The sequence below is a fragment of the Jiella sonneratiae genome, from assembly GCF_017353515.1.
GTDB classification, from domain to species: domain Bacteria; phylum Pseudomonadota; class Alphaproteobacteria; order Rhizobiales; family Rhizobiaceae; genus Jiella; species Jiella sonneratiae.
In genome coordinates this window covers 1-25762 of the sequence record NZ_JAFMPY010000025.1, presented here as the reverse complement: position 1 = coordinate 25762, position 25762 = coordinate 1, and the positions used below count along the sequence as shown (strand labels likewise).

The 25762-nt window shown below is 67.5% G+C and carries 28 protein-coding genes; 13 read left to right on the top strand and 15 right to left on the bottom strand.

Annotated elements, in window-relative coordinates:
• Nucleotides 1-103: 103 nt before the first annotated feature.
• The 4 genes from J1C47_RS19050 to J1C47_RS19035 form a co-directional block, all read right to left on the bottom strand.
• On the bottom strand, nucleotides 104-583 hold the full coding sequence (locus tag J1C47_RS19050) for an RES domain-containing protein (RefSeq protein ID WP_207352382.1): 480 nt from the start codon (nucleotides 581-583) through the stop codon (nucleotides 104-106).
• Nucleotides 580-1014: an antitoxin Xre/MbcA/ParS toxin-binding domain-containing protein gene (locus J1C47_RS19045; RefSeq protein WP_207352381.1), complete on the bottom strand. Its 435-nt coding sequence runs from the start codon at nucleotides 1012-1014 to the stop codon at nucleotides 580-582. Before J1C47_RS19045 ends, J1C47_RS19050 begins: the two co-directional genes overlap by 4 nt.
• 141 nt (nucleotides 1015-1155) lie before the next feature.
• Complete coding sequence (locus J1C47_RS19040) at nucleotides 1156-1839, bottom strand: uracil-DNA glycosylase (RefSeq protein ID WP_207352380.1); 684 nt, start codon at nucleotides 1837-1839, stop codon at nucleotides 1156-1158.
• Nucleotides 1840-1883: 44 nt separating this feature from the next.
• A complete protein-coding gene (locus tag J1C47_RS19035; protein ID WP_207352379.1) occupies nucleotides 1884-2474 on the bottom strand; it encodes a LabA-like NYN domain-containing protein in 591 nt (196 codons plus the stop codon).
• Between the two features lie 277 nt (nucleotides 2475-2751).
• On the opposite strand from J1C47_RS19035, the gene rpoZ reads away from it, so the two are divergent.
• The 8 genes from rpoZ (at nucleotide 2752) to recO (ending at nucleotide 10291) form a co-directional block, all read left to right on the top strand.
• The gene (gene rpoZ, locus J1C47_RS19030; protein WP_207352378.1) at nucleotides 2752-3183 is read left to right on the top strand and encodes a DNA-directed RNA polymerase subunit omega; all 432 of its coding nucleotides are present in this window, start codon (nucleotides 2752-2754) and stop codon (nucleotides 3181-3183) included.
• A 123-nt stretch (nucleotides 3184-3306) separates the two neighbouring features.
• Nucleotides 3307-5520, top strand: a complete 2214-nt coding sequence (locus J1C47_RS19025; protein ID WP_207352377.1) for a RelA/SpoT family protein — start codon at nucleotides 3307-3309, stop codon at nucleotides 5518-5520.
• A 65-nt stretch (nucleotides 5521-5585) separates the two neighbouring features.
• Nucleotides 5586-6164, top strand: a complete 579-nt coding sequence (gene pyrE, locus J1C47_RS19020; protein ID WP_207352376.1) for an orotate phosphoribosyltransferase — start codon at nucleotides 5586-5588, stop codon at nucleotides 6162-6164.
• Nucleotides 6165-6355: 191 nt separating this feature from the next.
• Nucleotides 6356-7009 carry a DUF2062 domain-containing protein gene (locus tag J1C47_RS19015; protein ID WP_207352375.1) on the top strand — a complete coding sequence of 218 codons (654 nt, stop codon included), beginning with the start codon at nucleotides 6356-6358 and terminating at the stop codon, nucleotides 7007-7009.
• Nucleotides 7010-7099: 90 nt separating this feature from the next.
• Complete coding sequence (lepB, locus tag J1C47_RS19010) at nucleotides 7100-7834, top strand: signal peptidase I (RefSeq protein WP_207352374.1); 735 nt, start codon at nucleotides 7100-7102, stop codon at nucleotides 7832-7834.
• Nucleotides 7822-8529 (top strand): ribonuclease III, encoded by a 708-nt coding sequence (rnc, locus tag J1C47_RS19005; RefSeq protein WP_207352373.1) that lies wholly within the window; start codon nucleotides 7822-7824, stop codon nucleotides 8527-8529. Before lepB ends, rnc begins: the two co-directional genes overlap by 13 nt.
• Nucleotides 8526-9515 carry a GTPase Era gene (gene era, locus J1C47_RS19000; RefSeq protein WP_207352372.1) on the top strand — a complete coding sequence of 330 codons (990 nt, stop codon included), beginning with the start codon at nucleotides 8526-8528 and terminating at the stop codon, nucleotides 9513-9515. Before rnc ends, era begins: the two co-directional genes overlap by 4 nt.
• Before the next feature lie 20 nt (nucleotides 9516-9535).
• Nucleotides 9536-10291, top strand: coding sequence for a DNA repair protein RecO (gene recO / locus J1C47_RS18995; RefSeq protein ID WP_207352371.1), 756 nt, complete (start codon nucleotides 9536-9538; stop codon nucleotides 10289-10291).
• Here the strand turns inward: recO and J1C47_RS18990 are convergent.
• The 3 genes from J1C47_RS18990 to J1C47_RS18980 form a co-directional block, all read right to left on the bottom strand.
• Complete coding sequence (locus J1C47_RS18990; protein ID WP_207352370.1) at nucleotides 10257-10565, bottom strand: HigA family addiction module antitoxin; 309 nt, start codon at nucleotides 10563-10565, stop codon at nucleotides 10257-10259. The two genes, recO and J1C47_RS18990, sit on opposite strands and share 35 nt — an antisense overlap.
• Nucleotides 10566-10600: 35 nt before the next feature.
• Nucleotides 10601-10882: a type II toxin-antitoxin system RelE/ParE family toxin gene (locus tag J1C47_RS18985; RefSeq protein ID WP_207352369.1), complete on the bottom strand. Its 282-nt coding sequence runs from the start codon at nucleotides 10880-10882 to the stop codon at nucleotides 10601-10603.
• A 69-nt stretch (nucleotides 10883-10951) separates the two neighbouring features.
• On the bottom strand, nucleotides 10952-12181 hold the full coding sequence (locus J1C47_RS18980) for an MFS transporter (RefSeq protein WP_207352368.1): 1230 nt from the start codon (nucleotides 12179-12181) through the stop codon (nucleotides 10952-10954).
• A gap of 185 nt (nucleotides 12182-12366) precedes the next feature.
• Between J1C47_RS18980 and J1C47_RS18975 the strand changes: the two genes are divergently transcribed.
• The 3 genes from J1C47_RS18975 (at nucleotide 12367) to panB (ending at nucleotide 15489) form a co-directional block, all read left to right on the top strand.
• Nucleotides 12367-13545, top strand: a complete 1179-nt coding sequence (locus J1C47_RS18975; RefSeq protein ID WP_207352367.1) for a hypothetical protein — start codon at nucleotides 12367-12369, stop codon at nucleotides 13543-13545.
• Between the two features lie 245 nt (nucleotides 13546-13790).
• Complete coding sequence (panC, locus tag J1C47_RS18970; protein WP_207352366.1) at nucleotides 13791-14645, top strand: pantoate--beta-alanine ligase; 855 nt, start codon at nucleotides 13791-13793, stop codon at nucleotides 14643-14645.
• 25 nt (nucleotides 14646-14670) lie between these two features.
• The gene (gene panB, locus J1C47_RS18965; RefSeq protein ID WP_207352365.1) at nucleotides 14671-15489 is read left to right on the top strand and encodes a 3-methyl-2-oxobutanoate hydroxymethyltransferase; all 819 of its coding nucleotides are present in this window, start codon (nucleotides 14671-14673) and stop codon (nucleotides 15487-15489) included.
• Between the two features lie 51 nt (nucleotides 15490-15540).
• Here the strand turns inward: panB and J1C47_RS18960 are convergent, their stop codons facing one another.
• The 3 genes from J1C47_RS18960 to J1C47_RS18950 are packed head-to-tail and all read right to left on the bottom strand — an operon-like array spanning nucleotide 15541 to nucleotide 18827.
• Nucleotides 15541-17115, bottom strand: a complete 1575-nt coding sequence (locus J1C47_RS18960; protein WP_207352364.1) for a DHA2 family efflux MFS transporter permease subunit — start codon at nucleotides 17113-17115, stop codon at nucleotides 15541-15543.
• 31 nt (nucleotides 17116-17146) lie between these two features.
• On the bottom strand, nucleotides 17147-17656 hold the full coding sequence (locus J1C47_RS18955) for an isoprenylcysteine carboxyl methyltransferase family protein (protein ID WP_207352363.1): 510 nt from the start codon (nucleotides 17654-17656) through the stop codon (nucleotides 17147-17149).
• A 1-nt stretch (nucleotide 17657) separates the two neighbouring features.
• Nucleotides 17658-18827, bottom strand: coding sequence for a type III polyketide synthase (locus J1C47_RS18950; RefSeq protein WP_207352362.1), 1170 nt, complete (start codon nucleotides 18825-18827; stop codon nucleotides 17658-17660).
• Between the two features lie 368 nt (nucleotides 18828-19195).
• Between J1C47_RS18950 and J1C47_RS18945 the strand changes: the two genes are divergently transcribed.
• Entirely contained in the window at nucleotides 19196-20893 is a 1698-nt protein-coding gene (locus tag J1C47_RS18945; RefSeq protein ID WP_207352361.1) for a peptidoglycan D,D-transpeptidase FtsI family protein, read from the top strand.
• 131 nt (nucleotides 20894-21024) lie between these two features.
• On the opposite strand, the gene arsH is transcribed toward J1C47_RS18945, so the two are convergent.
• From arsH to J1C47_RS18920, 5 genes are all read right to left on the bottom strand, one after another.
• Nucleotides 21025-21738 (bottom strand): arsenical resistance protein ArsH, encoded by a 714-nt coding sequence (gene arsH / locus J1C47_RS18940; protein WP_207352360.1) that lies wholly within the window; start codon nucleotides 21736-21738, stop codon nucleotides 21025-21027.
• A 25-nt stretch (nucleotides 21739-21763) separates the two neighbouring features.
• Nucleotides 21764-22171, bottom strand: a complete 408-nt coding sequence (arsC, locus tag J1C47_RS18935; protein WP_207352359.1) for an arsenate reductase (glutaredoxin) — start codon at nucleotides 22169-22171, stop codon at nucleotides 21764-21766.
• A 26-nt stretch (nucleotides 22172-22197) separates the two neighbouring features.
• Complete coding sequence (locus J1C47_RS18930) at nucleotides 22198-22905, bottom strand: aquaporin (RefSeq protein WP_207352358.1); 708 nt, start codon at nucleotides 22903-22905, stop codon at nucleotides 22198-22200.
• A complete protein-coding gene (locus tag J1C47_RS18925) occupies nucleotides 22902-23315 on the bottom strand; it encodes an ArsR/SmtB family transcription factor (protein WP_207352357.1) in 414 nt (137 codons plus the stop codon). The genes J1C47_RS18930 and J1C47_RS18925 overlap by 4 nt, the downstream gene beginning before the upstream one ends.
• 245 nt (nucleotides 23316-23560) lie before the next feature.
• Nucleotides 23561-23980: a nuclear transport factor 2 family protein gene (locus tag J1C47_RS18920; protein WP_207352356.1), complete on the bottom strand. Its 420-nt coding sequence runs from the start codon at nucleotides 23978-23980 to the stop codon at nucleotides 23561-23563.
• Nucleotides 23981-24108: 128 nt separating this feature from the next.
• On the opposite strand from J1C47_RS18920, the gene J1C47_RS18915 reads away from it, so the two are divergent.
• Nucleotides 24109-24867: an AraC family transcriptional regulator gene (locus J1C47_RS18915; RefSeq protein WP_245396673.1), complete on the top strand. Its 759-nt coding sequence runs from the start codon at nucleotides 24109-24111 to the stop codon at nucleotides 24865-24867.
• The last annotated feature ends 895 nt before the right edge of the window (nucleotides 24868-25762 follow it).

The following is a 25762-nucleotide window of genomic DNA, read 5'->3' as shown; positions in this document are numbered from 1 at the left end:
TTTTTCCGAATTTGACACTTGATGCGACGCCTCACCCGATCGGGACTCGAATGTCGAATTCGATCCGACAGGCCGCCATCGCGAACGGCCAGCGCCGCGCCGGCTACCCGTAGAGCCGCTCGTCCCACCAGACCGGCTCGGGCAGTTCGTGGGTGATGCGACGGACCTCCGGATGGCGGGGATTGATGAGGATGTTGCGCTCGATCCGGGCCGGAATCGACGGGACGATCAGCAGCGCGGTGCGTCCCTGCTCATGCCAAGTCACGCCAAACGCCTTGCAGATGCCTTCGTCCGCGCCGTCCCAGCCGGGGTGAGACTCCGGCTGGAAGACCTCGTAGCTCGTGCCGTTCGGGATGGTGATCCAGATGTAGTGCTGGTTCGGCGGCAGCACCTGATTGGCGTGGACGAGTTTCTCCAGCATCGCCGTGGAATAATGCTCCGACGTGTAGATCACCGGGCTACCGGCGGTGTTCCAACGTCCCGGATAGAGGCGGGAGCCCTCGCTGTCGAAGATCGGATAGGCGCCGTCGGGATCGCCGATGCGGTACGCGGTGAGAACGCGGTCCGTCCGGCTGCCTCTCACACGCCGCCGCCATAGGCCGCCCGTCCGAGCAGATTGACGACGAGATCCGCGCCGGGGCTGGTGCCGAGCGCCACGTCGAGGGGCGGCTTGCCCTCCAGCATGGGATGCGGCCGGCCGAGAAATTCGCGGGCCTTTTCCGGGCTTTTGAAGACCTCCAGCGCAAAGCCGAAGACTTTGGCGAGGCGTGCCAGGCGATCACCCTCTTCGCTCGTCAGCCGCTTGTCGGCCGATCTGCGCCGGCGTTCCAGGGTCGCCTTGGGAACGAGGCGGAACTTGAACTGCGCGTCGTCGGGCGCCACGGTCTCCGCCAGCCGGTCGAGCGCCGCCACCGGCAGACCGGCCTCGATGGAGGCGACGACGGCAAGCCGCGTCGCTCTCGGCGGGAGAGCGACGCCGAGCAGCGCCTCGATCGATGCGGGCTGGAAGGCCATCGGACACTCCGTCTCAGTTGAGGCAAATGTGCGCCTCGTCTGAGGGGATTGCAAGGCGGCTGCCGCGTTTCGCCGCCGGGCGCATCTCCCGCTCGTCTTCGCCGGGGAGGCGGGATGGCACGAGCCGCTCGCGCCGGCGCTTCACGTTTCCAGAAACGCCGCCGCCTCTGTGAACACCGCCTCGAACATCGCCGTCGTCAGCCGGCCGGTGTTGGTGTTGTAGCGCGAGCAGTGATAGGTCGGGAAGAGCCGCAGCCCGGCGAGGTCGCTCGCTCCGCCGTGGCGGAACGGGTGGGCGGCGATGCGGCCGCCGAGCGCCCGGACGGTCGACTCGTGGGCGATCTTGCCGAGGGTGACGACGGCGCGGAGCTCGGGAAAGCCCGCGAGCGTCGGCGCCAGGAAGCCGCGGCAGGCATTGATCTCGGCCCCGACCGGCTTGTTCTGCGGCGGGACGCATCGCACCGCGTTGGTGATCGCCGCCCCGTAGAGCTCGAGCCCGTCGTCGGGTCGGGCGTCGAAGCGGTGGTTGGCGAAGCCGAATTTCGACAGCGTCGCATAGAGGAGGTCGCCGGCATAGTCGCCGGTGAAGGGCCGCCCGGTGCGGTTGGCGCCACGCAGCCCCGGCGCGAGGCCGACGACGAGGAGGCGCACCGCCTCCGGCCCGCCCTGCGGCAGGAAACTCGGCACCGGCGCGTTGTGCCAGGCCGGCTCCTTCGCCCGCCACTCGTTCCGGAAGGCGGCGAGGCGCGGACAGAGCGGACAGTCGCGGGGCGGCTCGGCCGGAGTTCCGGCGAAGCGATGCGCCGCGCCGGGGCGGGCGGCCATCGGGGGCGTTCGGGTCGGCACGGTTTCGGCAGCCGGGATGCGGCTCAGTAGTCGTCGTCGTCCTCTCCGACGGGCTCGGCCCGACGGGCGGCGCGGGCCTCGCGCTCGGCCGGATTGCGGCCGATCTCGCCGCGCAGCGTGACGATGTCGATGAAGTGGTCGGCCTGGCGCCTGAGATCGTCGGAGATCATCGGCGGCGATGAGGTCAGCGTCGAGACCACCGAAACCTTGCGGCCCCTGCGCTGCAGCGCCTCGACCAGCGACCGGAAGTCGCCGTCGCCGGAGAACAGCACGAAGTGGTCGACCGTCTCGACCAGCTGCATGGCATCGATCGCCAGCTCGATGTCCATGTTGCCCTTGATCTTGCGGCGGCCGGACTGGTCGGTGAATTCCTTGGCCGGCTTGGTGACGACGCGGTAGCCGTTGTAGTCGAGCCAGTCGATCAGCGGCCGGATCGACGAGTACTCGTTGTCCTCGATCAAAGCCGTGTAGTAGTATGCCCGAAGCACATAGGCCTGACGCTGGAACCACACCAGCATCTTCTTGTAGTCGATATCGAATCCAAGATTTTTTGACGTCGCGTAAAGATTGGCGCCGTCGATGAATAGAGCAAGTTTCTCGCGCTGATCAAACATTTTTTGCAACTCGGGTTGGAAAATCGGGTAAAATTCGCAGGAAAAACGGCAGATTTGCAGCATCGCCGGGTCGTTCCACTTCGTGAAGCGGCCGTAGCAGGTTTTCGTGGGCGGCGGCAAGAGCGAAGCGCTGTCGCCGATCGTTTCCGGTCCGGTGTTCCGGGCCGTCGCAAGACTGCACGGGTGGAAGATCGTAAGTCCGGCACTTGCCCCGCAGGTGCGAAACGTCTATGTGCGGGCCTTCGCCAGCAGAATTGACTTGTTTCAGGAGACAGGCATGGCCCGCGTCACCGTCGAAGATTGCGTCGACAAGGTCGAGAACCGGTTCGAGCTGGTCCTTCTCGCCAGTCACAGGGCGCGCCAGATCTCGCAAGGCCAGACGATAACCGTCGATCGCGACAACGACAAGAACCCGGTCGTCGCGCTTCGCGAGATCGCCGACGAGACGCTTTCCCCGGGCGATCTCAAGGAAGACCTGATCCACTCGCTGCAGAAGCATGTCGAGGTGGACGAGCCGGAGCCGCGGCCCGACCAGGACCGCCGCGACGAGAATCAGCGCCTCGTCGCCGCGGCGGCGGCGGAGGTTCCCGCCCATGTCGAGCCCGCGGCGGAGGACGCCGAGGCGGTTTCCTTCGACCGGATGTCCGAGGAAGACCTGCTTGCCGGCATCGAGGGCCTCGTGCCGCCGGAAAAGACCGACGATTATTGAGATTGCGGGTGCCAGGCCTCTTCAAGGGCGGCACCATAAGGCACTATATTGGGGGTGTCGTCCGACCGTGACGGCGCCCCCTTTTCGTTTCACGCTCACCCCAGGGACCATCGCCACAAGCCCATGATGCGGCAGTACGAACTCGTCGAGAAGGTCGCGGCCTACAAGCCGGAGCTCGACGAAGCGCTTCTCAACCGGGCCTATGTCTACGCCATGCAGAAGCACGGCTCGCAGAAGCGCGCCAGCGGCGATCCGTATTTCTCGCATCCCCTCGAAGTCGCCGCGATCCTCACCGAGATGCATCTCGACGAGGCGACGATCGCCGTGGCGCTCCTGCACGACACGATCGAGGATACCGACGCCACCCGCAAGGAGATCGACCATCTCTTCGGCCCGAAGATCGGCCAGCTGGTCGAGGGCCTGACCAAGCTGAAGCGGCTCGACCTCGTCTCCAAGAAGGCGGCGCAGGCGGAGAACCTGCGCAAGCTGCTCTTGGCGATCGCCGACGACATCCGCGTCCTTCTGGTCAAGCTCGCCGACCGGCTGCACAACATGCGCACGCTCGGCCCGATGGCGCCGGAAAAGCGCGCCCGCATCGCCCAGGAGACGATGGACATCTATGCGCCGCTGGCCGGCCGCATGGGCATGCAGGACATGCGCGACGAGCTCGAGCAGCTGTCCTTCCGCCATCTCAACCTCGACGCCTTCGAGACGATCACCGCGCGGCTCGCCGAGCTGAAGGACCGCCATGCCGAGACGATCGCCGCGATCGAACGCGACCTGACCGCCAAGCTGAAGGAGAACGGCATCCAGGCGACGGTCTCCGGGCGCCAGAAGACCGCCTATTCGGTGTTCTCCAAGATGCAGCGCAAGGCGCTGTCCCTGGAACAGCTCTCCGACATCTTCGGCTTTCGGGTGATCGTCGACGGCGAGGAGGCCTGCTACCGGACGCTCGGCATCGTCCACCGTTCCTGGCCGATGGTGCCCGGGCGGTTCAAGGACTACATCTCGACGCCGAAGCAGAACGACTACCGTTCCCTCCACACCACCATCGTCGGGCCCTCGCGCCAGCGCGTCGAACTGCAGATCCGCACCCGGGCGATGCACGAGGTCGCCGAATACGGCGTCGCCGCCCATGCCGTCTACAAGGACCGGGCGGCGTCCGGTGCGGTGCACCTGTCGAAGGACTCCAATGCCTATGGGTGGCTGCGGCGCACCATCGAGCTGCTCGCCTCGGGCGACAATCCGGAAGAGTTTCTCGAACACACCAAGCTCGAGCTGTTCCAGGACCAGGTGTTCTGCTTCACCCCGAAGGGGCGGCTGATCGCCCTGCCGCGCGGCGCGACGCCGATCGACTTCGCCTATGCCGTCCATTCCGAGGTCGGCGACGCCTGCGTCGGCTGCAAGATCGACGGTCGCATCATGCCGGTGGTCACCGAGCTCGCCAATGGCGACGAGGTGGAGGTGATCACGGCGAAGGGGCAGACGCCGCCGCAGGCCTGGGAGAACATCGCCGTCACCGGCAAGGCGCGGGCGGCGATCCGCCGCGCGGCGCGCACGCAGATCCGCAAGCAGTATTCCGGCATTGGCCAGCAGATCCTCGAGCGCACCTTCGCGCGGGCCGGCAAGGCGTTCTCGCGCGACGCGCTGAAACCGTTGCTCGGCAAGCTCGGCCACCGGGAGATCGAGGACGCGCTCGCCGCCGTCGGCCGCGGCGAGCTGAAGTCGACGGACGTTCTCAGGGCGGCGTTTCCGGATTTTCAGGAGAGCCGGGTCACCAAGGCGATGGAGCGGGCCGAGGACGAGGGCTGGTTCAACCTGCGCACCGCCGCCGGCATGATCTTCCGCATGCCCGGCCGCGCACGGGTCAAGCCGCGCAGGAACGGCAACGCCATCCCGATCCGCGGCGCCGGCGACGACATGCCGGTGCGCTTCGGGCCCGACGGGGCGGTGCCCGGCGACCGCATCGTCGGCATCATTGAGCCGGGCAAGGGAATCACCATCTATCCGATCCAGTCGCCTGCCCTGACCGCCTATGACGACGAGCCGGAGCGCTGGATCGACGTCAGGTGGGACATCGACGAGGCGATGAGCGAGCGCTTTCCCGCCCGCATCGTCCTGTCGGCGAAGAACGAGCCGGGCTCGCTCGCCGAGATCGCAGAGACGATCGCCGTCAACGACGCCAATATCCACAATCTGTCGATGGTCTCGACGGCGCCGGACTTCACCAAGATGATCATCGACGTCGAGGTGTGGGACATCCAGCACCTCAACCAGACGCTCCGCCAGCTGCGGGCGAAGTCCTGCGTCGCCGACGTCACCCGGGTCAACGGCTGAGAAGCTGGCTTGAACGGCAGGCGGCCGCCGGATAACGAGGGCCGCGGGCGGCGAAGGGAGCGAGCATGACCAACGAGGACGTCCTCGATATCTTCCGGCAGGCGGGGGCCTATCTCGAGGGGCACTTCATCCTGACCTCGGGCCTCAGGAGCCCGGTCTTCCTGCAGAAGGCCCGCGTCTTCATGCATCCGACCCTGACCGAAAGGCTCTGCCGGGCGCTGGCAGAGCGCATCCGCAACGAGACCGATGGGGCGATCGACTTCGTCGTCGGCCCGGCGGTCGGCGGCCTCATTCCCGCCTACGAGACCTCGCGCCATCTCGGCAGCCCGGCGATCTGGGTGGAGCGCGAGAACGGCGCCTTCCGGCTGCGGCGGTTCGAGATCGCGCCCGGCGCGCGGGTCGTCATCGTCGAGGACATCGTCACCACGGGCCTGTCGATCCGCGAGACCGTCGCCTGCATGCGCGATCTCGGCGCCGAGGTTGTCGCCGCGGCCTGCATCATCGACCGGTCCGCCGGCAAGGTCGACGTCGGCGTGCCGCTGATCGCGCTTGCCGAATACGAGGTGCCGGCCTATCCGGCCGATGCGCTGCCGCCGGAGCTCGCCGCAATCCCGCCGGTCAAGCCCGGCAGCCGCTCGCTCTGAGGCGCCCTCGCGCCACCCGGCTGCACGAAACCCGACGCCGCGACGAAAGCGGACGAGAATTTCGCCGCAAAGCCATGCCCTAAGCCTTGCCCTGTGGCAGACTGCCGGCGGCGCCCCAGGGGCGAGGGCTGCGATCTGCAGGGCGGCGGAATTCGGCGTCGGTTCGATCGCTTCGGAGTTGGCGGACCTCAATGTTGTTTCGGCGGCGCGTGCCCGAAGGCCGGTGGGCGCGATTGCGCACGTTCCTCTGGCCGCGGCGGTCGTTCCGGCGCTCCTATCGCTACTTCGTCAAGCGCGTCGTGCGCCTCGACGCGGCGCCCCACGCCGTCGCGGCGGGCTTTGCCGCGGGCGTCGTCGCCTCCTTCACGCCCTTCGTCGGCTTCCACTTCCTGATCGCCTTCGCGATCGCCTATCTGATCGCCGGCAACATGGCGGCGGCAGCGCTCGGCACCGCCGTCGGCAACCCCGCGACCTTCCCCTTCATCTGGGCGGCGACCTACGAGGTCGGTCATTTCCTCGCCGATCGCGACGCCGGACCGGCACCGCATCCGGCCGCCTTCGGTTCGATGCTGTCGCCCTCCAACCTGCTTTCGATCTGGGAGCCGGTGGTGAAGCCGATGCTGATCGGCTCGCTGCCGCTCGGCATCGCCTCCGGCACCCTTGCCTATGTGCTGGTGCGTTCGGCCGTCGTCAGCTTCCAGGCGCACCGCCGGCGCAAGATCGCGAGCGGCAGGACGCCGGCGGCCCGAAAGGCGGCCGGGGCTCTCGAGGCCACCGCCGACGCGGGCTTCTACGTCGCCCGCAGGGACGGCGGGCCGGGCGGCGCCAAGCCCGACAAAGTTTGATCGCAGCGCCGTTGCGGGGCGCCCGTCAACTGGTTAGAAGGCGCTCTGCGGCGGGCCCGCGCGACGATGAATTGACGAGAAGAGAGTGCGATGGTCGACCAAGCCGAACGGACGGAAAAGGGCGGCTTCGGCGAAACCGTCTGGGTCATCATCCAGGCGCTCATCCTCGCGCTGGTCATCAGGACCTTCCTCTTCCAGCCCTTTTCCATTCCGTCGGGGTCGATGATGCCGACGCTGCTCGTCGGCGACTATCTGTTCGTGACGAAGTGGAGCTACGGCTTCTCGAAATACTCCTTCCCCTTCTCGCCGGACATCTTCGAAGGGCGGGTGCTTTCCTTCGAGCCGCATCGCGGCGACGTCGTGGTGTTCCGCAAGCCGCACGAGGAGGACGTCGACTACATCAAGCGGCTGATCGGCCTGCCGGGCGACCATATCCAGATGCGCGAGGGAATCCTCTATCTCAACGGCAAGGCCGTGCCGCGCGAGCCCTCCGGCGCGTTCACCTTCGAGGACGGCACCACCGCCAGGGAGTTTCGCGAGACGCTGCCGAACGGCGTCTCCTACGTCACGCTCGACCTTTCGCCGAACTCGCCCGGCGACAACACCCGCGAATTCGTCGTGCCGCCCGACCACTATTTCATGATGGGCGACAACCGCGACAACTCGCTCGACAGCCGTTTCGACGTCGGCTACGTGCCGTTCGAGAATTTCGTCGGCAAGGCGCGCGTGATCTTCTTCTCGATCAAGGACGACGTGTCGCCGCTCGAAGTCTGGCAGTGGCCGACCGACCTGAGGCCGAGCCGCTTCTTCACATGGCTCGGATGAAGCGCGAGCGGGCCCTCGAAGAGCTCGAACGAAGGATCGGCGTGCCGATCCGCGACAGGGACCGCTTCGAACGCGCGCTCACCCATTCGAGCCTGACCGGCGAGGGGGCGACCAGAAGCTACGAGCGGCTGGAGTTCCTCGGCGACCGGGTTCTGGGGCTGGTCATCGCCGAGCGCCTGTTCGCGCAGTTTCCGGAGGCCGACGAGGGCGAGTTGTCGCTGCGGCTCAACGCGCTGGTCAGCGCCGAGGCCTGTGCCGAGATCGCCGACGCGATCGGCCTGTTCGACTATGTCCGCCAGGGCGGCGACCTGAAGAAGCTGAAGGGCGAGCGGACGAAGAACATCCGCGCCGATCTCGTCGAGTCGCTGATCGCCGCCATCTATCTCGGCGAAGGGCTCGAGACGGCGCGCGACTTCGTCACCCGCCACTGGGGCGAGCGGCTCGATGCCGACGTGGTGGCGCGGCGCGACGCCAAGACGGCGCTGCAGGAATGGGCGCATCAGCGCGGGCCGTCGCTGCCGCGCTACGAGACGACCGACCGCTCGGGGCCGGATCACGAGCCGGTCTTCACCATCCGGGTCTTGATCGAGGGCGTCGAGTCTGCCGAGGGGCAGGGCCGCTCGAAGCGGATCGCGGAACAGGAGGCAGCCGCCGCCGTGTTGCGGCGCGAAGGGGTCTGGAAGGACGCGGATTGAGCGACGAAGCGGAGCAGGCACCGGCAAACGCCGAGGCAGCGGGCGAAGCCGCGGCAGCGACTTCTGCCGCGGGCAAGGAGACGGGCGCGGCCGGGGCACGACGCTCCGGCTTCGTCGCGCTGCTCGGGGCGCCGAATGCCGGCAAGTCGACCCTCGTCAACCAGCTCGTCGGCACCAAGGTGTCGATCGTCACCCACAAGGTCCAGACCACCCGGGCGCTGGTGCGCGGCATCGCCATGCACCGCAACGCCCAGATCGTCTTCGTCGACACGCCGGGCGTGTTCAGGCCGAAGCGCCGGCTCGACCGGGCGATGGTCAAGACCGCCTGGTCCGGGGCGCGCGATGCCGACGTGGTGCTGGCGATCGTCGATTCGGAACGCGGCGTCAGCGAGGATGTCGAGCGGATCCTCGGCCGGCTCTCCGAAAGGCAGACGACCCGGGCGCTGCTCCTCAACAAGGTCGACCGGATCAAGCGCGACCGGTTGCTCGGCCTGACCAAGGAGCTCACCGACAGGGCCGCCTTCGACCGGGTCTTCATGATCTCCGCCCTCGACGGTTCGGGCTGCGGTGATCTGATGGACTGGCTTGCGGCGACGCTTCCCGAGGGGCCGTGGTACTATCCGGAGGATCAGGTCTCCGACCTGCCGATGCGCCAGCTCGCCGCCGAGATCACCCGGGAGAAGCTCTATCTGAGGCTGCATCAGGAACTTCCCTATGCCAGCCACGTCGAGACCGAGCTCTGGGAGACCCGGCCTGACGGGTCGGTGCGGCTCGAACAGACGATCTATGTCGAGCGCGACAGCCAGAAACGCATCGTGATCGGCCACAAGGGCGAGACGATCAGGGCGATCGGCGAGGCGGCGCGCAAGGAGATCACGGAAGCGGCGGAGCAGAAGGTCCACCTCTTCCTCTTCGTCAAGGTGCGCGAGAACTGGGGCGACGACCCGGAGCGCTACCGCGAGATGGGGCTCGACTATCCGAGCTGAGATTATAGGCGCGTCAGGCGATGGAATGGCGTGAGGAGGCGATCGTTCTCGGCGTCCGGCGCCATGGCGAGACCAGCGTCATCGCCGAAGTGATGACGCGCGGCCGCGGGCGCCATCTCGGCATCGTCAGAGGCGGGCGCTCGCGGCGCCAGCAGCCCGTCCTCCAGCCGGGCAACTCGGTCGAGGCCTCCTGGCGGGCGCGGCTCGACGAGCACATGGGCACCTTCCTCATCGAACCGGTCACCCTGCGTGCCGCCTCGCTGATCGAAAGCGCCGCGGCGCTCAACGCCATTCAGCTCGCCGCGGCGCATCTGAGGCTCCTGCCCGAGCGCGATCCGCACCCGCGCCTTTATGACGGGCTTTCCGTCATCGTCGAGCATCTCGATGCGCCGCACAAGGCTGCGGCCCTGATGCTGCGGTTCGAAATCGCGCTTCTGGAGGAACTCGGCTTCGGACTCGACCTCGCCCGATGCGCCGCCACCGGCCAGCGCCACGATCTCGTCTACGTGTCGCCGAGGACCGGCCGCGCCGTCAGCCGCGAGGCCGGTGCGCCCTGGCACGACAGGCTGCTGCCGCTGCCGCAGTTCCTTGCGGAAGAGGGCAGCGCCGAGGACGCCGGCGCGCTTGCGCAGGCGTTCCAGCTGACGGGTTACTTCCTCGCCCGCAACGTCTTTACGCCGCGCGGCATCAAGGAGCCCGACGCGCGACACGGGCTTTTGGCTGCTCTCGGAAGAGGCGGCGTCAGGCCGCCTCGCAATCCGGCGGCCGAGGGATGATCGCGGCAATCTCGTCGCGCTTGCGATCGGTTTCCAATTGCAGGTCGTATGATCTCTGGAGATTCAGCCACAGCTCCGGCGTCGTGCCGAAATAGCGCGCCAGCCTGAGGGCCGTGTCGACAGTGACGGGGGTTTCCTCGCGCGCCAACCGCTCGATCCGGGTCCGCGGAACATGCAATGCTTTCGCCAGGCCATAGGGCGCCATCGCAAGCGGCGCGAGAAAGTCCTCTCGCAGAATCTCGCCGGGATGAATGAGCGGTAGTTTCAGATCCATTCCATGAACTCGATTTGGTTCAGGCAGCCGCTCCATCAATGGTAGTCGACGATTTCGATGTCTTCCGCTCCCTCGTCGGTCCACCGAAAGCAGATGCGCCACTGATCATCGATGCGGATGGAGAACTGCCCGTTACGATCACCCTTCAGCGCCTCCAAGCGGTTCCCCGGCGGCGACGCCAAATCACTCAGACGCGCTGCATCTGCCAGATAGCGGAGTTTGCGTTGCGCAGGCCGGATGAGGTCTGCCGGAAACCCCTTCACCGATCGACCGGCCGCCAGGAGTTCGATCGCGCGGCCTTTCCAAGAGCGGATCACGGCAACGCCCTCATAGTATCATGATAAGATACGTGGGTGTCGTTGTCCAGTTGAACTGGTCTGCCGATATCACACCGCCAGCGCCAGCCGCTCCACCGGCGTCTCGCGGATCGGCCAGTGCATGAGCGCGGCGAACAGGCCAAGCGCCACGCCGAGCCACCAGACCGGGTCGTAGGAGCCGGAGAGCTCGTAGAAATAGCCGCCGAGCCAGACGCCGAGGAACGAGCCGATCTGGTGCGACAGAAACACCAGCCCGCCGAGCAGGCCGAGATATTTCGTGCCGAACATGATCGCCACCAGCGCGTTGGTCGGCGGCACGGTGGAGAGCCAGAGCAGCCCCATGACGACGGCGAAGACGACGACCGTCGCCGGGGTGATCGGCGTCATCAGGAAGACCGTCACGACGATCGACCGGAAAATGTAGATCCAGGCGAGGAAGTGCGGCTTCGACACCCGCTGGCCGATGAGGCCGGAGGCGATCGAGCCGACGATGTTGAAGAAGCCGATCAGCGCCATCGCGATCACCGCCCATTTCGGCGCGATGCCGACATCGGCGAGAAAGGCCGGGAAATGCGCGGTGATGAAGGCGACCTGGAAGCCGCAGACGAAGAAGCCGGCGGTCAGCAGCATATAGCTCTTCGTCGCGAAGGCCTCGCGCAGCGCTGCGCCCATCGTTTGCTCGATCTCGGGCGCGAGATCCCGGCTCGTCCGGCCGGTGCCGCGCAGCGCGAAGCCGAGCAGCGGGACGAGGAGCATAACGGCGGAGAGGACGAGGAGGGCGTCGGACCAGCCATAGCTCTCGATCAGCGCCTGGGAGAGCGGCGCGAAGAGGAACATCCCGGCCGAGCCCGCCGCCGTGCCGAGGCCGAAGACGAAGGAACGCTGTTCGGCGCTCACCCGCCTGGCGAAGGCCGCGAGCACGATGCCGAATGATCCCGCCGCGACGCCGAGGCCGACGAGGACGCCGGCGCCGACCGTCAGGAAAAAGGGCGAGGGGGCGACGGCTGTCAGCGCAAGGCCGGCGGCATAGAGGAGACCCGAGAGGATCAGCACCCGCGCCGTGCCCCATTTGTCGGCGATCGCGCCGAACAGCGGCTGGCCCGCGCCCCAGCAGAGATTCTGGATGGCGATGGCGAAGCCGAACTCGTCGCGGCTCCAGCCGGTGTCGGTCAGCATCGGCAGCTGGAAGAAGCCGATCGCCGAGCGCGGGCCGAAGGTGAGGAGGGCGATCAGGCAGCCGGCGCCGATGGCGGCGAGTTCGGCGTTCCGGGGGCCTCGTCTGGTGGCGATCGCGTCCATTGATCCCGGCTCCCGGTCTGAGAAAGGTGAGACCGACCACTATCGTCAAGCGGCCCCGAAACCTATCGCATTTTGGTAATAGCGCGGATCAACGAAAGACATGGGCGGGGCAATGCAGCACGAGGCTGTCGCCGCGATCCGCGACGTCGCGGCGCTGCCGCGATCGCAGAACCGGAAGGTGAGGGATGGCTCGGGAACTGGTGATCCATATCGGACACGGAAAAACCGGAACGAGTTTCATCCAGTCGACACTCGCCATCAACCGCGCTCGCTTGGAAGAATTCGGCTGGACCTATCCGCAGCATCCGAGTTTTGCGGTCGCCGCAAAAGGCTTCGTCAGCAGCGGCAACGGCGCCGTGCTGCTCGGCAGCGATTTCGCCGCCGACAGGCGAATCGTCGTCTCGGGCGAGAGCTTGTTCCACCAACTGGCAAAGGATGCCGCGATCGAGCAGCACCTGCTGCGTCACGACTGCCCGGTCAGGGTGATCCTCTACGCGCGAAACGTCTTCGACATGCTCGTCTCGAGTTGGGGGCAAAGCGTCAAGCGGGGCGGAAAGTCCGACGATCTGAACACCTTTCTGCGCGACCGCCGCGACGGACATCACGCCCGCGTTCTGTGGTGGATCGATGCTGCGGGCCGATACGGTTTTCCGCTCGCGCTCGCCAATTACTCGAACCGCAAGGCGGCGCTGTTCGACCACTTTGCAGTCGCGGCATTCGGAGAGGCGGCGCCGGAGCTGCTGCAGGAGATGACCTATCCGAAGGAGCCGGTGAACCGCTCGCTGACCGAAAGCGAATACCGGCTGCAGGCCGCCTTCAACAGACACGTGACCCGGTCGGCGTCGTATATCAGCGACCAGCTGGTCAACAGGCTCCCGACCATCCGCGCCGAGATCCCCTATATCGAGAGGGCGAGCTACGAGGCCGTCGCCGCAAGATACCGCCGCACCGTCGACGCCATCAACGCCAAGCTCGATCCGGCCGACCATCTGCTGATCGAGCCGTACGAGGCGCTGGAGAGATCGTTCAACCCCAAGGCGGGAGACGCGATCACGCTGTCCGAGCGGCAGATGGACGTCCTGGCGGCATCGATCGGGGCGAAGCTCCAAGGCCTGCTGGCACCGGAGGACGCCCGCTGCCTCAGGGATGCCGCGCTGAAGATCGCCGCGCGTCAGCGCCCGGGGGCCGGCGACGTCCTGGCGCTGCTCAGAATCGCACAGCGGGTGCTGCCGGAGGACGAGGCGACCATGCGTGCGGTCGAGGATCTCGAAGCGACGCTGAGAAGCAGGGAGGCGTCTGCGGACGACACGCGGTGGCAGGCGGTGTCCGCACGGCTGCGCGGATGGTTCGGCCTGCGGCGCTGATGCCGGACCGCGCTCTGAAGGGCAGCCGACGTGCCCCGTTCTTTCGGTGCACCACAGGGATCGGGCACCGGGTCCGATCGATCGTGCCGCGACGACCGGGCCGACGAGCACCGGGGCTCACGCAGGAGGCAGGAGAATTTCTCGCATCTCCTCCATGCATATGGGTAGGAGCGAGATCCCGCGGCCTTTCGCTTCGTCCCGCTTGCCGATAGAACGCCGTCCGGCGAGGAAACGGACGAAGACCCGTGGAACGATACGAGACGATCGCGGAGCTCAGAGGGGCGCTCGGTGCCGCCCGGCGGGCCGGCAAGACCGTCGGCCTGGTGCCGACCATGGGCTTCCTGCATGCCGGGCATCTGGAACTCGTCCGCCGCGCCATGCTGGAGAACGACGTCGTCGTGGTGTCGATCTTCGTCAATCCGACGCAGTTCGGCCCGAGCGAGGACTTCGCCACCTATCCGCGCGACCCGGACCGCGACCTCGCGCTCTTGCGCGAGGCGAAGGTCGACGTCGTCTTCGCCCCGACCGTCGAGGAGATGTATCCGCGGCCGCTGCAGACGTCGGTGTCGCTGAAGCCGCTCGGCGAGATCCTGATCGGTAAGGTCCGCCCGGGCCACTTCGCCGGGGTGGCGACGGTGGTGACGAAGCTGTTCAACATCGTCCAGCCCGACAAGGCGTATTTCGGCGAGAAGGATTTTCAGCAGCTCACCGTCATTCGCCGCATGGTCGCGGATCTCAACCTGCCGGTCGCGATCGTCGGGGTTCCGACCGTCAGGGAGCCCGACGGGCTCGCCATGTCGTCGCGCAACGTGCGGCTCACGCCCGGCGGGCGGCACGCTGCGCGGGTCCTGTCGGCGGCGCTCGCCGAAGGCGCGGCGATGATCGAGGCCGGCGAGCGCGACCCGGCCCCGGTTCTCGCGGCGATGCGGGCGCGGTTCGGCGCCGAGCCGGGCGTGACGCTCCGCTCGCTCGACATCCGCGCCGCCGAGACGCTCGACCCCGCCCCGCGGATCGACGGCCCGGTGGTGATCCTCGTGACGGCCGAGGTCGGTCCGGTGCTCCTCATCGACCAGCGCACGGCAAGGCCCGGGCCGGGCTGAAGGACAAGGAGACGGGAGACATGCCATGAGTGCAGAAAAGCCGCTGCGGCGCCGGACGGCGCCGGCGATCCGGGCGATGAAGGGCGGCCAGCCGATCGTCTCGCTCACCGCCTACAATGCGGCCTTCGCCCCGCTCGTCGATCCGCTCTGCGACTTCATCCTCGTCGGCGACAGCCTCGGCATGGTCGAGCACGGCATGGAATCGACCGTCGAGGTCGACCTCGACCTGATGATCGCCCATGGCCGCGCGGTGGTGCGTTCGACGACCGAGGCGCTGATCGTCGTCGACCTGCCCTTCGGTGCCTACGAGGCGTCGCGCGAACAGGCGTTTTCCTCCGCCGCGCGGGTCATGGCCGAGACCGGATGCGGCGCCGTCAAGCTTGAGGGCGGCGTCGCGATGGCCGAGACCATCGCCTTCCTCGCCAGCCGCGGCATCCCGGTGATGGCCCATGTTGGGCTGACGCCGCAGGCGGTGAACATGCTCGGCGGCTTCAAGAGCCAGGGCCACGACGAGGCGGCACGCCGGAAGATCGTCGCCGACGCGGTGGCCGTCGCCGAAGCAGGGGCCTTCGCCGTGGTGGTCGAGGGGGTCGTCGCGCCGCTTGCCGCCGAGATCACCGGGGCGGTGGCGATTCCGACCATCGGCATCGGGGCGTCGAGCGCCTGCGACGGGCAGATCCTCGTCATCAACGACATGCTCGGGCTGACGCCGCGCGTGCCGAAGTTCGTCAAGCGCTACGGCGCGATCGGCGAGGCGGTGAGCGAGGCCGTCAAGGCCTATGCCGCCGAGGTGCGCCAGCGCAGCTTCCCGGCCGAGGAACATACCTACAAGCCGAGGGGCTGATCGCGCCGGCGATTGCCTTCCGCCGGCGATCGGCGCCGCCGCTCGCCGCGGTCAATGGCCCGGCATCGGCTTGCCGGAGGCGGCGCCGCGCGGGGCGAGAAGGGTGAGCGCGCAGCCGGCAAAGGTGATGGCGGCAAGCATGATCCAGGCCTCGTCGATCGCCTCGACGAGTGCGGCCTTCTGGATCAGCGGCAGGACCTTGTCCTGGATGTCGGGATCGTTGGCGAGGGTCGCCGCGTCCTTCAGCCGGTCGAGGGGCAGGCCGACGATGACGAAAGCCTTCGCGTCGCTGTCGACCAGGCGCTGAGCCAGGGCTTCGGCGATCACCGGGGAGCGGCCGTAGATCACCGTGTCGATCAGCGCGATGCCGATGGCGCCGCCGAGATTGCGCATCAGGTTGAAGACGCCGCTGGCATCGGGCACGGCCTCCGGCAGGAGCCCGCCGAGGGCGAGCCGCGTCGGCGGCAGGAGGCAGAACATGATCGCCCCGCCGCGCACCACCTGCGGCCAGAACATCCCGTCGAAATCCGTCTGGCGTGTCGCAAAGCCGCTCATTGCCAGCCCCGCCCCGAACAACAGGAATCCGCCGAGGGTCAGGAGGCGCGCATCGGCCCGCTGTTCGAGCGCGACGGCGAGCGGGGCGGTCAGGAGCTGCGTGACCCCCGTGACCAGCATGACGATGCCGATTTCGAGCGGCCCGTGCTCGCGCATGAATGCGAGGAAGACCGGCATCAGATAGACCGACCCGTAGAGCCCCATGCCGAGAATGAAGCTCAATCCGCAGCCGACGGCAAAACCCCGGTCGCGGAACGTCCGGAGCTGGACGATCGGCGTGCCGGCGCCGAGCATGCGGGCGACGAACCAGGCCCCGGCGAGCAGGCTGGCGCCGAGGAGGCCGAGGACCGGGGCGGACAGCCAGCCGTCGTCGGGCGCCTGTTTCAACCCGATCTGAAGGCTCGCGAGAGAAAGCGCGAGGAGCGCCAGCCCCCCGACGTCGAGGCTGCGCAGCAGCGTCGGGTGGCCGGCCTCCCGCCGCAGCGTGGCGAGGCCGAGGAGAAAAGCCAGGATGCCGGGCACGACGTTGACGAGGAACAGCCAGTGCCACGAGCCGGTCTCGGTGATCCAGCCGCCGACGATCGGGCCGACCGTCGGCGCCAGCACCGCCAGCATGCCGGCAAGGGTCGTCGCGACGCCCTGGAACCGCAAGGGGAACAGGAGGAACACCGCGGAGAACACCAGCGGGATCAGCATGCCGCCGGAAAAGCCCTGCACCACCCGCCCGGCGATCAGCGTAGCGAAGCCCGTGCTTGCGGCGCAGCCGATCGAGGCGAGGGTGAAGACGCCGACTGCGGCGGCGAAGAGCCGCCGCATGCTGATCGCCCGGGTCAGGAGGCCGGTCAGCGGAATCGCGATGATCTCGGCGATCAGATAGGCCGTCTGGATCCAGCTCATCCGATCGTCCGCGATGCCGAGCGCGGTCCGGATCGCCGGCAGCGAGGTGGCGACGACCTGGATGTCGAGCACCGCCATGAACATGCCGAGGCACATGGCGGCAAAGCCGAGCCAGGTGCCGACCGACAGCCGTTCGGCCTGCGCTTCTTCCGCGGTGGGGTCGGGCGCCGTCATCGCGGCGCCGTCCGGGATCGGCGGCGGGACGTCATCCGCGGGTCCGTTGCAGCGCGGACGTCTCGGCCGGGATCCGGATCATCAGTACCGCCGCGTTGAGAAGCGAGAACAGGATGGCGATCGCCCAGAGGCCGAAGACGGCGGGCAGGAGGAAAATTTCGCAGACCACCACGACGTAGTTCGGATGCGGCAGGAAGCGATAGGGTCCCGTTGCGACGAGACGCTCGCCGGGCAGGACGATGATGCGCGTCGTCCAGCGCCTGCCGATCGAGGCGAGGGTCCAGAAACGCAGCAACTGGACGAGGACGAAGAGCGCAAGAAGCAGAAGATCGACCGGCCTGCCGGGCGAAAAGATCCACAGGGCGGCGAGCCAGGCGGCATGCAGGGCGACGATCGCCGGATAGTGCCCGGCGCCGACCTCGTATCCGCCGCTTTCGAGAAGCCGCCGCGTGTTGCGCGCGGCGACGACGAGTTCGAAGAGGCGCTGGGCCGTCACGTAGGCGAGGATCGCCACGGCGAGCGGGGCGGCGGCGTCGACCATGTCAGGCATCCAGCCGGACGAAACTCCCGGTGAAGCCCGGACCGAGCGCCGCGAGGAGGGTCCGCCCGGCGAGCCCGGCCGCGAGTTTGCGTTGAAGCACGAAGAGCACCGTCGGCGCCGACATGTTGCCGAACTCCCGCAGGACCCGACGTTCGACATCAAGGGAATTTTCGGGAAGGTCGAAAGCGGGTTCGAGCGCCTCGACCACCTTCGTTCCGCCGGGGTGGAAGACGTAGCCCTCGACATCCGACAGAGTTTCGCCGCCCTTGGCGAGCATCGCGCTCGCGGCGGGGCGCATGCGCTCGGTGACGAGGGTCGGGATCGACGTCGCGAAGACGGCGCCGAAGCCGACGGGGTCGACGTTCCAGCCCATGACGTCGAGGGTCTTCGGCCAGAGATGCTCGCCGGACGCAAGGATTTTCGGGCCGGTCCCGTCACCGCCGGCTGCAAGGACGAGGGCCGCGGCGCCGTCGCCGAACAGCGCCGTCGCGACGATGTTGCTCTTGGTCAAGGCGTCGTCCCGGAAGGCGAGGGTGCAGGTCTCGACCACGACCAGCAGGACCTTGGCGCCGGGTTCGGCGCCGGCGAGGCGCGCGGCCAGCGCGAGACCGGTGGCGCCGCCGGCGCAGCCGAGGCCGAAGAGCGGCACCCGGCGCACGTCCGGGCGAAAGCCCAGCTTCCCGTGGGCGCGGGCCTCGAGGGTCGGCGTTGCGATGCCGGTCGAACTGACCGTGACCACCACGTCGATCGCGTCGGGGGAAAGCTCGGCCGCGGCCAGCGCCTTCGTCGCGGCATCGACGAAAAGCGCGGTCGCGCCGTCGAGATAGGCGTCCGTGCGCTGCTGCCAGTTCTGCGGCCGGTAGAACCAGTCGATCGGCTGGACCGAGTAGCGCATCTCGATCCCGGTGTTCTCGAAGACCGGCCGCAGCCGCTCGAAATCGGTGAACCGGCCGCCGAAGACCTCCTCGGCATAGGAGACGACGTCGGTCTGCGACAGCCTGTGCGGCGGGACGGTCGTGCCGAGGCCGAGAATTCGCGGGAGAGCGGCGTCAGACCGTTCGGCTTTCGGCTCGCCGTTGCGGGCGACGCCCGGAAGGCGGCCCGGGACGGGCCCGCGGAAGGGACGCGACGGATCATCGCGCGGCGTTCGTTCGAGAACCGTGCGGCTCATGGCAGATGGCTTCCGGCTGGCCGCGCAAAGCGGCGTTGACAAGACGTCAACTCATTGAGTTTTCAGGTCGTTCCGTTGCCGCACCCGGCGCGAATGGTCGCAGGCCTTGGGCCTCTCTTCACGCCGCGCATCTGCGCGCCGGCCAGCGCCGGCTGCGCATGACTCCAGCGGCCGCGATCACCGGCGCCGGTCGCCGCATGCGGGCGAAGGGGAAGGTCAGCGCCGCCGGGCGGATGGGGTTTGCGTCCCCGGCCGCGGGATTCACGGTTTCGTAAGCATGATGGCCGCATGTGTTTGGCGGGAAATCCCGGCTGCTCACACGGGTCTTGCGCAGCGGAACGGATCAATCGCGTGGATCGCACGGCGCCATGAAGTTTCTTTCCATTGCCACCGCACGGATTGTCGGCCGGTCGAAGCGCACCGAGCGCCCGCACCCGCAGCACCACCGGTCGCGCACCTTTCTCACCTCGATCATCTTCTTCTCGGTGTTCTCGACGATCCTCGGCCGGCTCGTCTGGTTCGGCGTGACGGGGCAGAACGGGATCGACGGCATGTTCACGTCGAGCCTGCCGGTGTCGGACCGGCCGGACATCGTCGACCGCAACGGCCAGATCCTCGCGACGGATCTAAAGACGGCCTCGCTCTATGCCGAGCCGCGGCGCATCGTCGACGCCGACGAGGCGACCGAGGCGGTGCTGACCGTGCTTCCCGACCTCGATGCCGGCGTCCTCTACAAGAAGCTGAACTCGAAGGCGGGCTTTGCCTGGCTCAGCCGCGGCCTGACCCCGACGCAGCAGCAGGCGATCTTCAATCTCGGCATTCCCGGCATCGGCTTCCGCACCGAACGCCGCCGCTTCTATCCCGGCGGCGCCGAGGCCGCGCACGTCCTCGGCCTCACCAACATCGACAACCACGGCATCTCCGGCATGGAGAAATATCTCGACGACAGCGGCTTCAGGGCGCTGCAGGCGACCGGCCTCGCCAGCCAGGACGGGCTCAGCGCCTTCAAGCTGTCGATCGACCGCAACGTCCAGCATGTCGTTCATCAGGAGCTCGTGCGGGCGATGCAGGAATACCGGGCGATCGCGGCCGGCGGCGTCGTCCTCGACGTCGATACCGGCGAAATCATCGCCATGGCCTCGCTGCCCGACTACGACCTGAACGAGGCCGGCAACGCGCCGCTGCAGAAGGAAAACCTCAACCGGATGTCGGCGGGCACCTTCGAGATGGGCTCGACCTTCAAGATCTTCACCACCGCGATGGCCCTCGACTTCGGCGTCGTGTCGATCAATTCCCGCGTCGCGACGACCCCCTTCACCGTTGCCGGCCACACGATCCGCGAGTTTCACAACGAGGGCAGTTCGCTGACCGTCCCGGAGATCTTCAAATATTCCTCCAACGTCGGTTCGGCGCGGGAGGCCGACATGGTCGGCGTCGAGCGCCACCAGGAATTCCTCACCCGGCTCGGCCTGCTCTCGAAGATGCAGACCGAGCTGCCCGAGGTCGCGATGCCGACCCAGCCGAAGAGCTGGAAGAAGATCAATTCGATGACCATCGCCTTCGGCCACGGCGTCTCGACGACCCCGCTCAACACCGCCGTCGCCGCGGCGGCGCTGATCAACGGCGGCTACTATATCCCGCCGACCTTCCTGCCGCGCAGCGTGGAAGAGGCGAACGCCATCCGCAAACAGATCGCCAGGCCGACGACGTCGCAGGACATGCGGGCGATCTTCAAGCTGAACGGCGAGGAGGGCACCGGCCGCCAGGCGAATGTCGAGGGCTACCATGTCGGCGGCAAGACCGGCACGGCCGAGAAGGTCGAGCACGGCCGCTACAACCACGACAAGCGCTTCAACGCCTTCGTCGGCGCCTTCCCGATCGACAAGCCGCGCTACATCGTCATGTCGATCATCGACGAGCCGAAGGTCGAGAAGGGCAAGCCGAACGCCCAGGCGGGCTGGAACGCCGCGCCGATGGTCGGCAACATCGTCCGCGGCGCCGCGACCTTCCTGAACGTGAAGCCGGACTTCGGCGAGGTCGGCGCCGGCCTGATGCGGGGCTTCTGATCTCCGGCATCGCCGGGGCGCCGCTGGGCGTCGCCGCTGGCGCTGACCTTCGAGCGATTGCCGTCGGGGACGAGGCGTGACCGCGGCGGGCGGCGGGGCGTCGGACAGATCGGCCCCAAGCCCCCGAAACCTCAGATCGCCCGCTGGTTCACCCGCTCGGAGAGCTGCGCGGCGGTCTCGACCCGTTCCGAATAGCGGTCGGTGAGGGCAAAAGACCGGCCGCGCGTCATGTAGGTGAACTTCACCAGTTCCTCGCAGACGTCGACGATCCGGGCGTAATAGGCCGACGGCTTCATCCGCCCGGCCTCGTCGAACTCGTTAAATGCCTTCGGGACCGACGACTGGTTGGGGATCGTCACCATCCGCATCCAGCGGCCGAGGATGCGCAGCTGGTTGACGGCGTTGAAGCTCTGGGAGCCGCCCGAGACCTGCATCACCGCCAGCGTCTTGCCCTGGGTCGGCCGCACCGCGCCCTCCGAGAGCGGGATCCAGTCGATCTGCGCCTTCATGATGCCGGTCATCGCCCCGTGCCGCTCGGGGCTCACCCAGACCATGCCTTCCGACCATCGCGTAAGCTCGCGCAGCTCCGCGACCTTCGGATGGTCGGCGGGCGCTGCATCCGGCAGCGGCAGGCCGTGCGGGTCGAAGCTCTTCACCTCGCAGCCGAGAAAGGCAAGGAGCCGGCCGGCCTCCTCGGAGACGAGGCGCGAATAGGAGCGCTCCCGAAGCGAGCCGTAGAGCGTCAGGATGCGCGGCGGATGGCCCGGATCGCCCGGCGCGGCATAGGCGGCAGGATCGATCGGCGCCAGCGCGCCGGCGGCAAGGTTGGGAAGGTTGGAGAGCATCGTTTCGAGCGGCCGTCCGTGCCGGTCAGTTGCGGGCGGGCACAACGTCGCCGCTCTCCTTGGCGAAGGCGCCGATATCGGCGTTGGGCAGGATGTCGAGGACCTTTTCCGACGGCCGGCACAGCCTAACGCCCTTGTCGGTGACGACGATCGGGCGGTTGATCAGGATCGGGTGCTCCATCATCGCCTGCAGGATCTCCTCGTCGGAAAGCTGCGGATCGTCGAGGCCGAGCTCGCGATAGGGCGTGCCCTTTTCGCGCAACAGCTCGCGCGGCTTCATGCCCATCATGTCGAGCAGCTCGATCAGCGTCTCGCGGCTCGGCGGCGTCTTCAGATATTCGATCACCTCCGGCTCCTCGCCGGACTTTCGGATCATCGCCAGCGTGTTGCGGGAGGTCTCGCAGGCGGGGTTGTGGAAGATCGTGACGGTCATCGGAGGCTTTCGTTTCGAATGGCGGATCAGTCGCCGCTGAGGGCGCCGCGGATGGTCGGCCGGGTGCCGGGATTGAGCAGCCAGCCAAATAGCGCGGTGGCCAGCACGGCGCCAAGGCATTCGGCAAGGACGAAGGCCGGGACGTCGACCGGCCGGATGCCGGAAAACGTGTCGGTGAAGGCGCGGGCGAGCGCGACGGCCGGATTGGCGAAGCTCGTCGAGGCGGTGAACCAGTAGGCGGCGGTGATGAAGAGGCCGACCAGCCAGGGAACTGCGCGGGCATCGAAGCGCAGGCCGCCGAGAATGACGCCGACCAGCCCGAACCCCGCGACCACCTCCGCCCACCACTGGGCAGGGCCGGTCCGCACGTGGGTCGACAGGGAAAAAGGCGAAAGGCCGAACATCAGATGCGCGGCGAGCGTCCCCGCAAGCCCGCCGGCGAGCTGCGCGGCGACGTAGCGCCAGGCGTCGTCCCGGCCGATCGCGCGCCGCAGCCAGAAGGCGAGGGTCACCGCCGGATTGAAGTGCGCGCCGGAGATCGGCCCGAGAACGGTGATCAGAACGACGAGGATCGCCCCGGTCGGCAGGGTGTTGCCGAGGAGCGCGAGGGCGGCGTCCTCCGTCAGCCGCTCGGCCATGATCCCCGAGCCGATGACGGTCGCAACGAGGAGGCCGGTGCCGAGCGCTTCGGCGGCAAGCCGGCGGGGCAGGTCGAAGGGCGGCGGCGCGCTCATGGCTTCGCCGCCATTTTCGCCGCCTGCGGGGCACGGCGCGCCGCTGCATCGGAAGCGCCGCCCGCCGCCGGCGCAGAGCCCGTCGCAGGGCCACAGCCCGCCGCGCCGACGCCGCAGATCTCCGGATGCCCGCCGCAGCAGTCCTCCGCCAGGAAGCCGAGCAGCGCCCGCATCGCCTCGAACTGCACCGCATAGCGCACCTGCCGCCCCTCGCGCCAGGAATGGACGAGGCCGGAGCGGTCGAGCCCCGCCAGATGAAAGCTCATCCGCGTCGGCATGATCGCCAGCCGCTCGGCGATCTCGCCCGATGGCAGGCCGCCCGGCCCGGCCCTCACCAGCAGCCGAAAGGCCCGCAGGCGGTCGGCATGGGCAAGAGCGGCAAGCGCGGTGACGGCGCGGGTGTCTTCCATGAATGCGAGTATACAAGGATTGTTGGAGAATGAAAGGGCGTGGTTGGTTGGCGAGGGGGGCGGTGCAGAGTGATCGCCGCGACGCTGGGATGCGACTGCGAAAGTGGCGTGCCGGCAAACGCAAAAGCCCGCTGGTCCACGCCGTCACCAGACGGTCGGAGCGGGGGGGGGGGGACGGATCGACGGGGAGGCGCAACGTCGATCCCATTCGGTGAGATGGTGTCCGTCGCCGAAACCTGCCCTTGTCACCGACGCAGCGTTCGCGATCCCAGGTCTCGATCTCTCGCCTCGCCTTCGAGCATGTGGGTCAGTTCGTCGACCACGCAGATGCGATGGTCGCGAAACTGGAAATAGGCGATCACTTTGAGACGAACCCGCTCGCCCGAGAGCTTCACGGCCTCGGCGACGTGCACCGTTGCGGCCGAGGCGCCGTCGGTGACGACATGTTCGAAACTGACGCTTGCCGAGACGACACTCTGCCGGAGAGCCTCGTGATGTGCGAGGAAACCTGCATAATCCAACTGCTCGCCATCGACATACTGGACGTAGTCGGGCGTCAGCAGTTCGGCAAAGTCCTTCGGCGCCGCTGCCGGGTCGGTGAATGCGGCGAACATCCGTCGCAGGAGATCGTGAACCTCGTCCCGCGTCATCGCATCATCGGTCATGTCAGGGGTCCCATGCGTCGTCGTCCATTGAGAGAGGGTCGACGCTAGGCTTTCCATGGCGGCGGTACTAACGTATCGATGCCATTCGATACGGTTTTGAGGCCATGTCCGATTCCCTTCAAGATCGAATGCGCCTCGTTGCTTGCGACGACCCGATCATCGTCGCCGTTCTTCGCGAGCAGATCGAACGGCGGCAGACGCCGAGGCACAGCCATGAGCGGGGCCAGCTGCTGGGCAGCCTGCACGGGGTGATCAGTGTGGGCACCGATCAGGGCCATTGGGTCGTGCCGCCCGTTAACGCCATTTGGCTTCCGCCCCGTCTGGAGCATTGGCTTACCTCGGATGGCGCGTTTCGCGGCTGGAGCGTCTATGTCGCACGGCCGTCCTGTGAAGCCTTGCCGCGCTCTGCACGCGTCATCGGCCATTCTGGCCTCCTCCACGAAGCGGTGCTGCGTGCGGCCGCCTGGACGGAAGGTCCTCTGTCTCCCGCGCAAAGTCATCTTGCGAGCGTCATTCTGGATGAGATCGCCTCGACGCCTGAAGAGCCCCTCGGGTTGCCGATGCCCGCAGATCCCCGGTTGCAACGCATCGCGCGAGCGCTCGCGGATGCTCCATCCGAGCAGCGACGCATGGAGGAGTGGGCCGCCTGGGCGGGCCTCGCGCCACGCACGCTCAGCCGCCGCTTCGTTCTGGAGACGGGCCTCACCTTCAGCGCGTGGCGTCGGCGCTGCCTCCTGCTGCGGTCTGTGGAGATGCTGATCGCCGGAGAGTCCGTGACAGCGGTTGCCATCGATCTCGGCTACGAAACCGTCAGTTCGTTCATCGAGCTGTTTCGCAGGCAATTCGGAACGACGCCGGGTCGCTATCTGAAGCGATCTTCCGGCTAGCTTCATCGCACCGCAGAGGCCGGACCATCGAGCCTTGGCGGATGGCGGCTCTGTCGCCTTCGCGGAAGGCAAGCCGAGGGGGTTTCACTGGTGGAGCCGCCGCCTCGGTTCCGGACGATACGCGCCACCCGCCGCTTCGTCATTCTCGGGACAGGGCCCTGCAAGCTTCACACATTTGTCGAGAGACCGTCGCGGCCAGGTTGCATGCCGAGGCAGGCCGCTTGAAATTCGCCGAAAGCGCTGGAAATGCGTCATCCTCGGGCTTGTCCCGAGGATCTACTGCCGGCTCGGCGACAAAATCCATGCAGTTTGGCCCCGGACCGCGAAGTGCCCAAAAATCAACCCGCAGTAGATCCTCGGGACAAGCCCGAGGATGACGACGTGGCGATGTCGGCGCCCGAATGTCATCCGTCTTGGCAAACCGTTCTGATTGAAGCCGGCATCCGCGTCGAAGGATCCGGCGAGATGAGTGCAGCTCGCAGGCCCCCGTCCCGAGAATGACGGAGCGTCGAGGCCGGCGCTCAACCATACGCGGATGCCTGCGAAAACGCGCCCTCTCTCCCCTTTGTGGGAGAGAAAGCGATTTCATCGTCTTAGGCGCGAAGCGGCTAAGCGTTAGAAATCGCAAGAGAGGGGTTTCACCGTGGCCGCCCACGCAACGCGGCCTGAGGATGCGCCCCCCTTCGTCTCGGTCGCGGCGGCGGAACCGGGGAAACCCCTCTCTTGCCATTCTCAAGGTTTGGACGACGATGCGCGCCGCCCAACTCCTAGGTCGCATCCCCATAACCGGGTTCACGTTCGGTGGTTGATTTGATTCAATCTCCTTTGAAAGGAGATTGCCATGCGCCGTCACGAACTGAGCGACCAGGAATGGGAGATCATCGAACCGCATCTG

What these genes read in the sequence shown, in the direction of transcription:
- J1C47_RS19045 (WP_207352381.1), bottom strand. Translation starts at nt 1,014, where the DNA reads ATGGCCTTCCAGCCCGCATCGATCGAGGCGCTGCTCGGCGTCGCTCTC.
- J1C47_RS19040 (WP_207352380.1), bottom strand. Translation starts at nt 1,839, where the DNA reads ATGGCCGCCCGCCCCGGCGCGGCGCATCGCTTCGCCGGAACTCCGGCC.
- J1C47_RS19035 (WP_207352379.1), bottom strand. Translation starts at nt 2,474, where the DNA reads ATGTTTGATCAGCGCGAGAAACTTGCTCTATTCATCGACGGCGCCAAT.
- rpoZ (WP_207352378.1), top strand. Translation starts at nt 2,752, where the DNA reads ATGGCCCGCGTCACCGTCGAAGATTGCGTCGACAAGGTCGAGAACCGG.
- J1C47_RS19025 (WP_207352377.1), top strand. Translation starts at nt 3,307, where the DNA reads ATGATGCGGCAGTACGAACTCGTCGAGAAGGTCGCGGCCTACAAGCCG.
- pyrE (WP_207352376.1), top strand. Translation starts at nt 5,586, where the DNA reads ATGACCAACGAGGACGTCCTCGATATCTTCCGGCAGGCGGGGGCCTAT.
- J1C47_RS19015 (WP_207352375.1), top strand. Translation starts at nt 6,356, where the DNA reads ATGTTGTTTCGGCGGCGCGTGCCCGAAGGCCGGTGGGCGCGATTGCGC.
- lepB (WP_207352374.1), top strand. Translation starts at nt 7,100, where the DNA reads ATGGTCGACCAAGCCGAACGGACGGAAAAGGGCGGCTTCGGCGAAACC.
- rnc (WP_207352373.1), top strand. Translation starts at nt 7,822, where the DNA reads ATGGCTCGGATGAAGCGCGAGCGGGCCCTCGAAGAGCTCGAACGAAGG.
- recO (WP_207352371.1), top strand. Translation starts at nt 9,536, where the DNA reads ATGGAATGGCGTGAGGAGGCGATCGTTCTCGGCGTCCGGCGCCATGGC.
- J1C47_RS18990 (WP_207352370.1), bottom strand. Translation starts at nt 10,565, where the DNA reads ATGGATCTGAAACTACCGCTCATTCATCCCGGCGAGATTCTGCGAGAG.
- J1C47_RS18980 (WP_207352368.1), bottom strand. Translation starts at nt 12,181, where the DNA reads ATGGACGCGATCGCCACCAGACGAGGCCCCCGGAACGCCGAACTCGCC.
- J1C47_RS18975 (WP_207352367.1), top strand. Translation starts at nt 12,367, where the DNA reads ATGGCTCGGGAACTGGTGATCCATATCGGACACGGAAAAACCGGAACG.
- panB (WP_207352365.1), top strand. Translation starts at nt 14,671, where the DNA reads ATGAGTGCAGAAAAGCCGCTGCGGCGCCGGACGGCGCCGGCGATCCGG.
- J1C47_RS18960 (WP_207352364.1), bottom strand. Translation starts at nt 17,115, where the DNA reads ATGACGGCGCCCGACCCCACCGCGGAAGAAGCGCAGGCCGAACGGCTG.
- J1C47_RS18955 (WP_207352363.1), bottom strand. Translation starts at nt 17,656, where the DNA reads ATGGTCGACGCCGCCGCCCCGCTCGCCGTGGCGATCCTCGCCTACGTG.
- J1C47_RS18950 (WP_207352362.1), bottom strand. Translation starts at nt 18,827, where the DNA reads ATGAGCCGCACGGTTCTCGAACGAACGCCGCGCGATGATCCGTCGCGT.
- J1C47_RS18945 (WP_207352361.1), top strand. Translation starts at nt 19,196, where the DNA reads ATGAAGTTTCTTTCCATTGCCACCGCACGGATTGTCGGCCGGTCGAAG.
- arsH (WP_207352360.1), bottom strand. Translation starts at nt 21,738, where the DNA reads ATGCTCTCCAACCTTCCCAACCTTGCCGCCGGCGCGCTGGCGCCGATC.
- arsC (WP_207352359.1), bottom strand. Translation starts at nt 22,171, where the DNA reads ATGACCGTCACGATCTTCCACAACCCCGCCTGCGAGACCTCCCGCAAC.
- J1C47_RS18930 (WP_207352358.1), bottom strand. Translation starts at nt 22,905, where the DNA reads ATGAGCGCGCCGCCGCCCTTCGACCTGCCCCGCCGGCTTGCCGCCGAA.
- J1C47_RS18925 (WP_207352357.1), bottom strand. Translation starts at nt 23,315, where the DNA reads ATGGAAGACACCCGCGCCGTCACCGCGCTTGCCGCTCTTGCCCATGCC.
- J1C47_RS18920 (WP_207352356.1), bottom strand. Translation starts at nt 23,980, where the DNA reads ATGACCGATGATGCGATGACGCGGGACGAGGTTCACGATCTCCTGCGA.
- J1C47_RS18915 (WP_245396673.1), top strand. Translation starts at nt 24,109, where the DNA reads ATGCGCCTCGTTGCTTGCGACGACCCGATCATCGTCGCCGTTCTTCGC.